Here is a 12,463-nt window from a genome sequence, read left to right as displayed (position 1 = left end):
CCCAGACCGCTCCCCCGCGCCTGCTATCCGCCGCAGCTCGCTCCGACACGTGCTTTCTGAGATCCGAAAGATTAGTTATTGATGACTCAACTTTCACGGGCACAGAAAACCGCACCCTCATGACGCCCGCACCGTCGGCTACTCGGCTGAACTGAGCTCGTAGAAGCCCGTCCGCACCCGGTGATCGGGCTGGAAGCCCATCGACACCAGGACGTTGACCAACATGCCGAACGCCAGGAACTGCGTCGTCTCACCCTCGCCCAGCGCCAGCAGGACCGTGTCGTACATCTCCATCCAGCCGGCCCGCAGCGTCTCCGCGAACTCCCGGTCACCGGACGCCTCCGCGGGAGGCCACGGCGACGTACATCTGCATCTGCATCAGCAGCACGTCCGAGCTCGTCGGCGATGAGCGACTGGTACGCCGCCCCATCGCATGCAGGCTCTCTTCGCCCTGGAGTCCCTCCTGACGCGCCTTGCGGAAGACCTCGGTGTGGTCCGCTCGCAGCAACGCCGGGACGCTCAGGAAGATGGCCTGCTTCCCGGGAAGAGCCGGAAGAGATACGGCTGCGAGACACCCACACGCTTGGCGATCGCCTCGGTGGACGTGCCCTTGTAGCCGCGCGGGCGAATTCGATCATCGCCGCACGGATGACGCTCTCGCGCCGCTCCTCCGCACTCATCCTGACCATGCGACCAAGTTAGATGGCCAATCACTATCTACGTCAACCCCTCGCGGCCGAAGGGCGGAACGCGCACGAGGTGCCCACGAGAGCGCGTAAGGGTGCCCAGCATGGCGGGCACCCTTACGCACACAGCTACAGGCGGCGATCAGACCAGCTGGACGACCGCTCGCGACATCCCGAGCACCTTCTGGCCCGCGCTCATGGCGTCATCAGGTCGACCCGCACGCGGTTGTCGTCGAGCTTGGCCGCGACCTTGGCGCCGACCTCGATCTCGGCGCCCTTGTCGTCGTTCGGGACGACGACCGGCTGCGAACGCACGCCGTACTCCACGACCGCGGCCGGGTCGCCGGCCCAGTCGGTGACGACGCGGATCGCCTCGGCCATGGTGAACATGCCGTGCGCGATCACATCCGGCAGACCGACCTCGACCGCGAACTTCTCGTTCCAGTGGATCGGGCTGAAGTCGCCGGAGGCGCGCGCGTACTGGACGAGCGCTGTGCGCGCGTCACGGGAAGCTCTGCGCCGGCAGCTCGCGCCGATCTCGACGTCGGCGTGCTTGATGGTCGTCGCCATGGCGATCAGGCCTCCTCAGCGGCGCGCGAGACGAGCTTGGTCCAGGCGGTCACGACGTGCTCGCCCGCCTCGTCGTGCACCTCGCCGCGGACGTCGATGATGTCGTTGCCCGCGAGGGACCTGATGCCCTCGATGGTGGAGGTGACGCTGAGCCGGTCACCAGAGCGCACCGGGCGCGTGTAGGCGAACTCTGGTCGCCGTGCACGACGCGGCTGTAGTCGAGACCCAGCTCCGGGTCGTGGACGACCTCGCCGGCCGCCTTGAACGTGATCGCGAACACAAAAGTGGGCGGGGCGATCACATCGGCGGCCGAGCTCACGCGCGGCCGCCGGGTCGACGTAGGCGGGGTTCGCGTCCCCGACCGCCTCCACGCGAACTCGCGGATCTTCTCGGCCGACCTCGTACGGGGCGGTGGGCGGGTAGGTCCGCCCCACGAAGGACTGCTCGAATGCGCCATGGACTCGGCACCTCCTGGGTGAGTGACGAGAGGGAATGCGACGGGATCAAGCAGCGGACAACGACATGAGGCCGCAAGATTGGGGACGGCGCTCATGTGCGAGCGCCCAATTAGCGCGCGCGTTTCGCGGTGCGCGGTGTGCGCGCGTTGCAACGCGGGCAGTGCAGCTTCATCTCAAGACGGTCCGGGTCGCCACGCCGGTTCTTCTTGGTGATGTAGTTCCGCTCACTTGCACTCCACGCAGGCCAGCGTATTGATCTTCGGGCGGACGTCGGTGGCAGCCACGTGAAGTGCTCCTTGACGGACGGACGGGATGGATTAACAGCATAAGAGTAGCTCGATCGAGAGGACCGACTCCCGAAATCGGCTACTGTCAGCAGCGTGGTGCACCGGACTCTGAACCGGTGACACGGCGATTATGAGCCGCTTGCTCTACCGACTCGGAGCTACACCCTGCTGTGATGCGAGCCCTCACGGAGGTGAGGAACCATCACGCAGAGCCCCAATGCGGAATCGAACCGCAGACCTTCTCCTTACCATGGAGACGCTCTACCGACTGAGCTATTGGGGCGAGCGATGAAGACATTACACGGTCGCGCGCCGATCGCCCAAATCCGTTTCGCCGCCACTGCCCGAGGGAACCCTGGCGCTCTTTCCCCGACCGGCACTTGCGCCACTCGGACCTCATCAGTACGACTTTTGCGGCCTTCCCCGAAGCGGCCCGGCCACCGTCCGTAGGCTCGATCCCACTCTGCGTGATCTTGAGTCCGCCACCAGCCCTGACGAGCCCTCTGGAGCGCGATGCCCGACAGCCCGCCGCCGCAGCCCCCGTCCCCGGCGCACCCGGCGACGACTCCGTGCCGGACGGCTCGGGACTGCTAGCGCTGAGCGGCGCCCGGCTCACCGACGGCAGTGCCGTGCCGACGTGCGCTCGGCGGCGGGCGCATCGAGGCCGCGGCACGCCGGCAGCCTCACGGCGCACGGGCCGCGCGTGGACCTCTCCGGCTACCTCCTGCTGCCCGCCCCCGCGGAGAGCCGCATCACGCGCATCGGCGACACGGCACGACGGCGGACGGCGACGGCCGGTCCCGTACGACGCGGACGACGTCCAGCGCCGGGCACCGAGGCCACCCTCCTGCAGCTCGGGCACTGGGGCCACCGCGGTGCGCTCCCACGTGCGGATCGGCGACATGGCGGAGCTCGGCTGGCCGGAGCCGAAAGCTGCAGGCCCGGCGGTCCCTGATGGGGCTCTCGCGGACCTGCGGCGGTGGCGATGCCGCGGCTGCTGACCGCTCGCGTGCGGACGGGTCGCGACGCTGCGGACGCCGAGAAGATGGGCGCCTCCGTAGTAGGTGGCTGCCCTGGCCCGGATCCCGACCCGACGGCTACGTGGAGGCGGCGGCTGGAGGTCGCCGCCGAGCACGGTGGCTGCCCGGCCGACCTGCACACGGACGGCGCCGACCCGGCCCGCTCGGACGGCTCGCGGCAGGCCGCCGGCGGCGCGCGCAGTGGTGTCACGGTGGGCCCGCTGGGCGGTCTGGCGCGGCTGCCCGCGGAGGCGGCGCGGCGGGCCGCGGACGGGCTCGCGGCGCCGGGTGCGGTGGCGTGCCTGCCGCAGGCGGCTGCGCGGGCGTGGACGGGCGGGGTCGCGCCGGTACGGCTGCTGCGGGCGGCCGGGGTGCGGGTGGCGGCGGGCAGCGGGCGTTGCGGGACGTCGCGAATCCGGTGGGCCGGGGCGATCCGCTGGAGGCCGGCTACTTGCTGGCCTCGCGGTCGGGATGCGGGCCGAGACGCGTACGACGCGGTGAGTTCGGCGGCGCGGGCGGCGCTCGGGCTGCCGGAGGTGCGGGTGGAGGCGGGGTTCCCCGCGGAGCTGCTCGCGGTGCGGGGCGATCTCGCTGGCGGGGGCGCTGTCGCTCGCGTACTAGCCGGATCGTCGTGCACCGGGGCGGTCGTGGCACGGACCAGCGCGGTGCGGGAGTACTCGCGACTCGGCCGCCGCGTCGCGCTCGACCTGCCGCGGCAGGGGCGGGCGGCCAAGCACGGGGCGGCGGTCCCGCGTAGCGCCCCGCCTCCGCGCGCGTGGTCACCCGTGAGTGAACACGCGCGCGTACGTGCTGATGTGTGAGGGATCGTCAGAAGTTCTCGTCCAGCGGGTCGAAGGAGTCCGGGCCGCCGCTGGGGTCGGCCCCGAACGGGCTGCGCGCCAGCATGAGCCCGTCAGGGAGACTTCGGTGGCGCCTGACGGGGCCTTCTAGACGCTCGAGGCGGCCTCGCCGAACTTCATGTAGAGCGGCACCTTCGCACCCCGGGCGTCGTCCGCCAGGGTCGCGACGTCCAGGGAGACGCGGGTCAGGGCGCCGTCCTTGATGGCGAAGTCGACGGCCACCTTCTTGTTCGGCGCGTCCTTGAGGTCCTTGGCCGTGGGGAATTCGGCGCCTTCGGGCAGCTCGTCGGCGAGCGGGCGCAGCCGGTCGAAGACGTCGGTCAGGAGCGCGCGGAAGGACGCCTTGGCGGTGACGTGGTCGGTGCCGTCCTTGGTGCCCTTGTCGGTGAAGGTCACGTTGCGCGTGAGGGCGCCGCGTACGGCCTTCATGATCTTCTTCTGGGTCGCGGAGTCCACGGAGTCGGACGACGCCTTCTTGTCGCCCTTGCCGCTCCCGGCCGCGCCGCTCTCCTTGAGGCCCTCGGTGAGGTCGTCGGTCTTGAACTTGACCCACTTGCCCTCGACGACGTTCCGCAGGGCCTCGCCCTCCTCGCCCTTGGGGAGCTCGTCGGCGGTGGGCGCCGGGAAGCCCGCGAGCTTCGAGAAGGAGTCCAGGTTCATGCGGTAGTACGTGAAGTCGCCGACGAGGCGGTACTCCGCGAGCATGCCGTCGGGGCCCGTCACCTTCAGGCCAGCGCCGACGATGTCCTTCTCTCCCGAGTCGGCCAGCGGCTTCTTGGAGCGCACGGAGAAGCTGATGCGGGACTGTGTGAACGCCTTGGCCATCTGCGGCGGCAGCGGCTCCTCGTCGGACTGCGCGAGCTTCGTGAGGGCCGCGGGCGTGGCGTCGAGCCCCAACTCCAGTGACAGCGAGGTGCGTTCGCCCAGCTTGTCCGCGGCGCGGTCGATCTTCTGGGCCGCGGTGAGGTTCTCGACGGTGCCGCAGGCCGCGGTGGTCGCGAGCAGCAGGGCGGCGCAGCCCGCCGCGGTGAGGGTGGTGGTACGTATGACGTTGATGTCCGGCTCCCGTGTTCCACCGCGGCCGGGATGGAGCCGCGGTATCCATGTGACCCGCGAGCCGCCCACATGGTTGCGCGGTGAACTGTTCGCGTCGGGCGTACGGTCGGAAGCATGCGCATTGTCATTGCTGGGGGTCATGGTCAGATCGCGCTGCGGCTCGAGCGGCTGCTCTCCGCGCGCGGGGACGAGGTCGCGGGGATCATCCGCAGGCCCGAGCAGGGTGACGACCTGCGGGCCGCCGGTGCGGAGCCGGTCCTGTGCGACCTGGAGTCGGCGTCCGTGGAGGAGGTCGCGGCGCACCTGCAGGGCGCGGACGCGGCCGTCTTCGCGGCGGGCGCCGGTCCGGGCAGCAGCGTCGACCGCAAGGACACCGTGGACCGGGACGCCGCCGTGCTGTTCGCGGACGCGGCGGAGCGGGCCGGGGTGCGGCGGTACGTCGTGGTGTCGTCGATGGGCGCGGACGCCGCGCACCAGGGCGACGACGTCTTCGACGTCTATCTGCGGGCCAAGGGCGCCGCGGACGACAACGTACGCGCGCGTGCCGGCCTGGACTGGACGGTCCTGCGGCCCGGGCAGCTGACGAACGACGCCGGCAAGGGGCTCGTACGTCTGGAGGCCTCGACCGGGCGCGGGCCCGTGCCGCGCGACGACGTGGCCGCGGTCCTGGCGGAGCTGGTGGAGACACCGGCCACGGCCGGGCTCACCCTGGAGCTCGTCTCGGGCTCGGCCCCCGTGTCGGTCGCGGTGAAGTCGGTCGCCGGCAACTGATCCCGTACGGTCCCGGCGGCGCGCCACGTCGCCGCCGGGAAGGCGTCACGCCTGGAGGGCGTCGAAGCGTCGGCGCCCTCAGAACAGCCGCGCCCTCAGAACAGCGGCATCTGGCCGGGCACGTGCGGTACGACGTAGCCGTCGAGCGCGTCCTGGACCGCGCCGAGCTGGGCCTGGCGGCGGGAGCCGGGGCAGGAGACGAGCTCGCCCGCGGCGCGGGCCCCGGGCGGGTCGTGGCGGGCGAAGCGGCCCCCGACGACGGCGATCTCGCGGCGGCACTCGGGGCAGTTTCGGCGGCGGGATGTGGTCGGCATGGGTTCAGTCTGCGCGGTGATCGACGCGGGCACACGGCGAAACCCCCTCAGGAGCGTTCCTGAGGGGGCTTCCCTGTGTCGGGGCCGGGCGGGGGTCGGCAGGGGCTTGGGTGGGGTCTGAGCGGGGGCTGGCCGGGGCCTGGCCGCGATGATCGCGCGCAGCGGCAGGCGTCGGTGGACGGGCTCCGGGAGCGGTTGAAGCGGGCGTAGCCGGCCAGCCGGTCGGGCGGCCACCGGTTACAGGGCGGGTGGTTTCCGGTCACCGGGCGAGTGGTTCGTCGGCGGCGGTGGGTGCCCAGAGCGTCGCCGCCGAGAGGAGCGCGATCGCGGCGGCGCCCAGGAGCACGGGGACGTTGCCGAGCCACGCCGCCAGCGCGCCGCCCGCGAGGGCGCCGAGCGGGACCGTCGTCAGGAGCACCGCCTGGACGAGGCCCGCGACGCGTCCCTGCATGTCCTTCGGGGTGACCAGCTGCTGGGTGGTCGTCATGGAGACCATCCACACGGTGCCGGTCAGGCCGTACGCCACCTGGTGGGCGAGCAGCAGCGCGAAGCCCGCGCCCAGCGAGGCGGCCGGGATCAGGAACACCGCCGCGCCCGCCGCGAGGCCGCACACCTGCGTGGCCCGCCACAGCCCCGCCGTGCGCGCGAAGCGTCCGGCGAGCAGCGCCCCGGCGACCGTGGCCGCGCTGTACACGGCGTACGTGGCACCCAGCTGCCAGGCGGGGAGGTCCAGTTCACGGGTGGCGTAGAAGACGTAGAGCGCGGTGGCGGCGCCGCTGCCGAGGTTCAGGCCCGTGCCCGAGAGGACCATGCGGCGCAGGCGCGGTGCGGCGCGGACGACGGCGAGGCCGGAGCGCAGCGAGTCCAGCGGGGACATCGCGGAAGCCTTCAGCCGTACGTTCAGGGCGGCCGGCAGGGCGAGCACGAACAGCGCCTCCACGGCGTACGCGGCGGCGCCCGCGAACAGTGCGGGGGCCGGTCCGACGAGCCCGACCAGGACGCCGCCGAGCGCGGGACCGCCGATCTGCCCGCTCGTACGGGCCGCGGTCAGCGCCGAGTTGGCGCCGAGGAGCCCGTCGGGGCCGACGACGCGGGGCAGCGCGGCCTGGAGCCCGACCGAGAGCGTGAAGGTGAGGGCGCCGGAGACGACGGCGACGCCGTACAGATGCGGCCGGGTGAGCTGCCCCGCCGCGTCCGCGAGCGGCACCGAGCCGACGACGAGGGCTTGCGCCGCCGTCACCACGACGAGCAGGCCGCGCAGTGGGACGCGGTCGACGAGCACCCCGGCCAGCGGGCTCAGGAGCGCGCCGGGCAGATAGGTCAGCGCGAGCAGCGCGGCCGCCCCGAACGGTCCGGCGCCGAGACCCGTCACGGCCAGCAGCGCCAGCGCGAGCGCGGTGATCTGCCGCCCCAGCGAGCTGGCGATCTGCTCGCCGCACAGCAGCACGAAGGGGCGGTGCCGCCACAGCGGGACGGTGCTCGCTTCCGTTGTCGTGCCGGTGCCCTTGCCAGGGGCGGTGGTCACCCGTCAGATCCCCGTGCAGGGCACGGGCCAGCGGCGCAGTCGTGGGGGCAGAGCCACCGCCCACCCGTCGACGACGAGCGCGAGCCGCTCCTCGGCGAGCAGCCCCGCGGCCTCCTGGTGGACGGCGTCGAGCGCGTCGAGCGGCGTGGCCTCGTGGAGCGCGTCGAAGGCGGCGAGCAGGTCGGGGTGGTCGAGGGTGAACCGGGCGGAGGCGGGGCGCTCCCTGCGGTCCATGACGGTCACGAAGTCCGGTCCGCGGCGGTGGTAGAGCATTCCGTAGGCGTGCCCATCCCGCCAGGACGCCAACCCGGCCGGTTCGTCCGGGTGTTGGGCGGGCGGCGGCAGATGGCGCAGGGCGCGCAGCGTGGCCGGGTCATACGTACCACTTGTGGCGTCATACGTACGACCTGTGGCGTCGTACGTACCACCTGTGGCGTCGTACGTAGCACTGCTGCCGTCGGAGGCGGGTCGCGCGGGCTCGGAGGCGGGGCGCGCGGGGTCGGACGCGGGCGGCGCGACGTCATACGTGACACGCAGCCCGTGGCTCAGGCATTCGCGCAGGAACTGGACGGCCTGCGTGACGGCGCGGCCGTCCCCGTCCAGCGGCAGCGGATCGGTGACGTGGACGTCGGTGCCGGTGACCCGGTGCGGGACCGTGGCGGGCAGGGTGGTCGCGGGCAGGGCGTTGGTGGGCAGGGCGTTGGCGGGCAGGGCGGTCATCCGGCCACCGCCTCGCGGTCGACGCGGACCGGGACGGAGCGGGTGGGCAGGGCCACGTACGTGCGGCCGTCGCCGTCCCGGAAGAGCAGGCCGAGGCCGACCGCCTCGGTGAGCCACTCCCCCAACTCCTCCAGGGAGACGTCGTGTTCGTCGCCCGTGAGCTTGCGGTGCAGGGCGGGGGCCGTGCGGCCGTCCTCCAGGTGGCGCAGAGCGGCCGCCTGCCAGCCGGTGAACCAGTAGGTGCGCTGCGGCCAGCCCTGGCGCTGGTCGTGGACGAGCAGCGTGCCCCCGTCCTCGCCGGCCGCCTCCATCACCAGCGTCGAATCGGTGTGCCCGGCCCGCCACTGAGCGACGGCCCGCAGCAGCGCGGCCTCGGTCGCGCCGCCGATGCCCGCGTCCTCGGTGTCGAACAGGTAGACCAGGTCGGTCAGTTCGTCCTCGGGCAGCTCGTACACGTGCTGGTACATCGCCGCGGGGCGGCGTTTGCCGAAGCCGAGGCCCGGGTCGGTGAAGTGCGGGCTGAACCGCTCCAGTTGGATGCGGTGGGCGCCGCCGGGGGGCTGGAGGTGGACGAGCGCGGGCAATTGGTCGAGCACGCGCGCGTAGTCCTCCGTCGTCTCGCCCGGGAAGCCGTACAGGTAGTTCCAGGTGCAGGTGATCGCGTGGTTGTCGAACTCGCGCAGCGTACGGATGTTGCGGGCGCCGCTGACGCCCTTGTCCATGAGGTCCAGGACGCGGCTGCTGAGGCTCTCGATGCCGGGCTGCAGCAGGACGGCGCCCGCGGCGCTCAGCTGGGCGATCTGCTCCCGGTTGAGGTTGGACTTCACCTCGTAGTGCATCCGCAGGTCCCAGCCGCTGTCGGCGGCGCGCGGCAGGAAGTCCTTGAAGTACGCCATGTCGATGATGTTGTCGACGGTGACGACGTCGAGGATGCGGTGGCGGCGCACGAGCCGGTCGATCTCGCTCCACAGCCGCTCGCCGGGCTTGGCCCGGAAGGCCATGGCCGTGCCGTTGAGGCCGCAGAAGGTGCAGTGGTGCTTCTCGCCCCACCAGCAGCCGCGCGCGCCCTCGACGACCAGTTTCGGATAGACGTACTCGATGACGGGGGACGCCTCGATCTCCGCCTGCCACTGGTCGTAGTCGGGCGAGGGGATGTCCGCGGGAGCCACGGTCCGATGCGATTCGGTGTTGGCGCGGGACACTCGCTGCCCGCCGACCGGGCCGTCCGGGCTGTCGCCTTCACGGTCGCCCCGGTCGTCCCACCAGCACAGGCCCGGCACGTCGGCGGGCGGGGTGCCCGCGTCGAGGTGGGCGAGGAGGGCGGGGAACGCGTACTCCCCCTCGCCGCGCACGACGTGGTCGACGTAGGGGTGGTTGCGGTGCAGGGCGTGGCCCATGACGCCGTCGCAGTTGCTGCCGCCGAAGACGATCGTCAACTCCGGGCGGTGGCGCTTGAGTTCGCGGGCGAGGGCGAGCGAGGGCACGTTCTGCATGAAGGTGCTGGTGAACCCGACGACGTCGGGGTCGTGGGCGAGGACGTCGCTCGCGCAGCGCCGGACGTACTCGGCGGCGTGCACCCGCATCTCGGTGACGGTGTCGATCGTGTCGCCGCACAGTTCGCGACTACGGGCGTAGTCCTGGAGCCGGGCGACGCCCCAGTCGTCGTCCTCGTACAGCACACCGGAGAAGACCCAGTCGCCGAGCCCGTGGAAGATCGAGTCGCTGCCGATCGCCTCGTAGTCGCCGGGCCGCAGCCGTCCGCCGGAGCGTTCGAGCAGGAACTCCGCCCAGCGCAGCGAGCCGTGGAACTCGCGCACCTCGTCGTCCGGGCGGACCTGCCGCAGCAGTTGATGCAGCAGGCCCACCTGGAGGGAGGGCAGATCGATCGGGTGCCAGGGCATGGTCACCAGCTGAACGCGCATACCGCCCCCTCCGTGGCCGCTCAGCGGGTCGGCCGCTTCTCCATCACGGCCGGCCTGCGGTTGGTGCGCTCTTCCTCACGGATCACGGTCTTCTTGATCTCCATGCCGCCCCCTCGGATCCTCGGACTGTCGAAGGAGTGCCGACCTCGCCCCTCAGAGATCGAACACCCGTATGCCATAAGGCGGTTCACCCTATGGGTGCCCCATGCGTCACACAAGACCGTGCGGGCCCCAGCGCCATCGGGCGATTGCCGACTGGCGAGGGGCGAGGGGTGCCGGGGCAACGGGTGCCGGGCGACGGGTGACGGGCGACGGGTGACGGGCGACGGGTGACGGGCGACCGACGACCGACGACCGACGACCGGCGACGGGCGACGGGCGACGGGCGACGGGCGACCGGAAAGCACTGGACGCGGTCGCGGGCCGCCGAGTAGACCCGTACGGCATGAGTGATCAAGCCCTGCCGCAGCCCGACGCCGCCTCCGCCCCGGCCGACGTCACCTCCGACCCGGCCGCCTCCACCTCCGCCTCCGTCTCCGCCCTGCTGGCCGCCCAGGCCCTTCGCCTGGTCGAGGAGCGCTTCCCGGACGCCCTGGGCGCCGTCCTCGGCGGCTCCGCCTCCCGGGGCACGGCGCGCGCGACCAGCGACCTGGACCTGGCGGTCCTGCTGCCCGACACGGGCACCAGCCGCCGCGAGGTGATCCGCCACGAGGGCCGTCCCGCGGAACTGTTCCTGCACACCCGCGCCGACGTCCCCGGCTTCTTCGAGCGCGACCGGCTGCTGCGCCGCGGCACGATCCTGTTCATCTACGACCAGGGCATCCCGCTGCTCGACCGCGAGGGTGACCTGGCCCGGGTACGGGGCCGGGCCCGCGCCCTCCTCGCGGCCGGGCCCGCCCCGCTGACCGGGGCCGAGCGCGAGCGCAGCCGCTACGTCCTGACCTGCTTCCTCGACGACCTCCTCGACACCCCGCCGACCGAGCGCTACGAGCAGCTCGCGACGGCCGACTTCGTGCTCCGCGAGGCGGCCCACCTGCTCACCGCCCACCACGGCGCCTGGACCGGCATCGGCCGCTGGCTGCCCCGCCGGCTCCTCGCCGCCGACCCGGAACGCGGCGAGGCCCTCCTCGCCGGCCACCGGGCGGCCGCGGAGCGGGCCGAGACGGCGCCGCTGGCCGCGGCGGTGGAGAAGGTGCTCGCCCTCGTCGGGGGCCCGCTGCGCGAAGGCTACGTACAGGCCCGCTGACCGCCCGAGCCACCGGCATCACTCCTGGTCAGGGGGATGACGGGGGTGATGTGCCGTCCGGTCCGCGTGCGACACTCCTGGCCTGACTACCGGAGGGGCGGGGCACGTGGAGAAGTCCGAGGCGAAGAGGCTGCTGGGGCAGGCCAGGGAGGCGTGGGACGCGGAGGAGTGGCTGCGCTCCGCCCAGCTGTACGAGCAGGTCCTCGCGCACTACCCGGACGAGAAGCCCAGCGCGGACTGGTGGTACGACGCCGCCCTGGCGTACAAGTTTCTGCGCGACTGGCCGAAGGCCCACGAGCTGGGCCGGGAGGCCGCCGCCCGCGCGCCCCGCGGCGAGCAGGACCCGGCGTTCTGGAACCTGGGGGTCGCGGCCACCATCCAGCGCGACTGGGCCACCGCGCGCGACGCCTGGGAGGGCTTCGGCATCCCCCTGCCGGAGGGCGAGGGCGAGATCAACGGCGCGTTCGGTCCTGCGTGCGTGCGGCTGCACACGGACGGCGAGCGGGAGGTCGTCTGGATCCAGCGGCTCTGTCCCACGCGCGGGCGCGTGATGAACGTGCCGGCGTCCAAGGGGCGGCGGTTCGGCGAGATCGTCGTGCACGACGGGGAGCCGACGGGCGAGCGGACCTTCGAAGGGCAGCGGGTCGCGGTCTTCGACGAACTGCTGCTCTTCGAGCCCTCCCCGCTGCCGACGCTGCACGTCACCGTCAACGCGCCGGAGGCGTCCGACGTGGAGGCCCTGGTCTCGTCGTTCTTCGACCAGGACTTCGGCGCCGAGGCGGCCAGCAGCTTCCACCTGCTCTGCGCCTGCTGCAGCGAGGGCACGGTCGACTGGGACGAGTCCAGCAGGCCGGCCCACGGCGGCTCCCAGGAGATCTGGCTCGCCGCGCCCCAGGAGGAGGCCGGGCGGCTGCTCGACGCGTGGGCCGCGGGCGGCGGGCGCACCTGGAGCGATCTACGGCCGGTGGACTGACCGGACCGACCGGAACTGCCCGGGACTGCCCGGACCGACTGGACCGACTGGACCGA

9 protein-coding genes, 2 tRNA genes and 4 pseudogenes are annotated in these 12,463 nt (G+C 72.5%); 3 read left to right on the top strand and 12 right to left on the bottom strand.

What is annotated here, in order from left to right; all coding sequences use genetic code 11:
- Positions 1-138 precede the first annotated feature (138 nt).
- The 8 genes and pseudogenes from RBJ77_RS11940 to RBJ77_RS11905 form a co-directional block, all read right to left on the bottom strand.
- A pseudogene (locus RBJ77_RS11940) lies at positions 139-689 on the bottom strand (TetR/AcrR family transcriptional regulator).
- Positions 690-828: 139 nt separating this feature from the next.
- A pseudogene (locus tag RBJ77_RS11935) lies at positions 829-1,256 on the bottom strand (MaoC/PaaZ C-terminal domain-containing protein).
- Between the two features lie 5 nt (positions 1,257-1,261).
- Complete coding sequence (locus tag RBJ77_RS11930) at positions 1,262-1,426, bottom strand: hypothetical protein (RefSeq protein ID WP_372345116.1); 165 nt, start codon at positions 1,424-1,426, stop codon at positions 1,262-1,264.
- A 77-nt stretch (positions 1,427-1,503) separates the two neighbouring features.
- A pseudogene (locus tag RBJ77_RS11925) lies at positions 1,504-1,713 on the bottom strand (MaoC family dehydratase); the annotation flags it as partial.
- A gap of 117 nt (positions 1,714-1,830) precedes the next feature.
- Positions 1,831-1,998 (bottom strand): annotated as a pseudogene (gene rpmG, locus RBJ77_RS11920) (50S ribosomal protein L33); the annotation flags it as partial.
- Positions 1,999-2,095: 97 nt separating this feature from the next.
- Positions 2,096-2,166 (bottom strand) — tRNA-Met (locus tag RBJ77_RS11915).
- Positions 2,167-2,211: 45 nt separating this feature from the next.
- Positions 2,212-2,284 (bottom strand) — tRNA-Thr (locus RBJ77_RS11910).
- Positions 2,285-3,967: 1,683 nt separating this feature from the next.
- Positions 3,968-5,077 carry a hypothetical protein gene (locus tag RBJ77_RS11905; RefSeq protein ID WP_372344991.1) on the bottom strand — a complete coding sequence of 370 codons (1,110 nt, stop codon included), beginning with the start codon at positions 5,075-5,077 and terminating at the stop codon, positions 3,968-3,970.
- On the opposite strand from RBJ77_RS11905, the gene RBJ77_RS11900 reads away from it, so the two are divergent.
- Positions 5,051-5,707: an SDR family oxidoreductase gene (locus RBJ77_RS11900; protein ID WP_372344990.1), complete on the top strand. Its 657-nt coding sequence runs from the start codon at positions 5,051-5,053 to the stop codon at positions 5,705-5,707. The genes RBJ77_RS11905 and RBJ77_RS11900 overlap by 27 nt on opposite strands.
- Before the next feature lie 95 nt (positions 5,708-5,802).
- Here the strand turns inward: RBJ77_RS11900 and RBJ77_RS11895 are convergent, their stop codons facing one another.
- The 4 genes from RBJ77_RS11895 to RBJ77_RS11880 all read right to left on the bottom strand — a co-directional run bounded on the left by RBJ77_RS11895 (position 5,803) and on the right by RBJ77_RS11880 (position 10,188).
- Entirely contained in the window at positions 5,803-6,021 is a 219-nt protein-coding gene (locus RBJ77_RS11895) for a hypothetical protein (RefSeq protein ID WP_255977335.1), read from the bottom strand.
- A gap of 259 nt (positions 6,022-6,280) precedes the next feature.
- Complete coding sequence (locus tag RBJ77_RS11890) at positions 6,281-7,546, bottom strand: MFS transporter (RefSeq protein WP_372344989.1); 1,266 nt, start codon at positions 7,544-7,546, stop codon at positions 6,281-6,283.
- Between the two features lie 3 nt (positions 7,547-7,549).
- Positions 7,550-8,266 carry a DUF5825 family protein gene (locus tag RBJ77_RS11885; protein WP_372344988.1) on the bottom strand — a complete coding sequence of 239 codons (717 nt, stop codon included), beginning with the start codon at positions 8,264-8,266 and terminating at the stop codon, positions 7,550-7,552.
- On the bottom strand, positions 8,263-10,188 hold the full coding sequence (locus tag RBJ77_RS11880; protein WP_372344987.1) for a RiPP maturation radical SAM C-methyltransferase: 1,926 nt from the start codon (positions 10,186-10,188) through the stop codon (positions 8,263-8,265). The genes RBJ77_RS11885 and RBJ77_RS11880 overlap by 4 nt, the downstream gene beginning before the upstream one ends.
- Before the next feature lie 445 nt (positions 10,189-10,633).
- On the opposite strand from RBJ77_RS11880, the gene RBJ77_RS11875 reads away from it, so the two are divergent.
- Positions 10,634-11,434 (top strand): nucleotidyltransferase domain-containing protein, encoded by an 801-nt coding sequence (locus RBJ77_RS11875; protein WP_372344986.1) that lies wholly within the window; start codon positions 10,634-10,636, stop codon positions 11,432-11,434.
- Between the two features lie 106 nt (positions 11,435-11,540).
- The gene (locus RBJ77_RS11870) at positions 11,541-12,407 is read left to right on the top strand and encodes a tetratricopeptide repeat protein (RefSeq protein ID WP_372344985.1); all 867 of its coding nucleotides are present in this window, start codon (positions 11,541-11,543) and stop codon (positions 12,405-12,407) included.
- Positions 12,408-12,463 lie beyond the last annotated feature (56 nt).

Origin of the sequence: Streptomyces sp. KL116D, from assembly GCF_030766975.1 — a bacterium.
GTDB classification, from domain to species: Bacteria; Actinomycetota; Actinomycetes; order Streptomycetales; family Streptomycetaceae; genus Streptomyces; species Streptomyces longispororuber_A.
The sequence above is the reverse complement of the archived record's forward strand: the minus strand, read 5'-3'. Positions and strand labels throughout refer to the sequence as shown.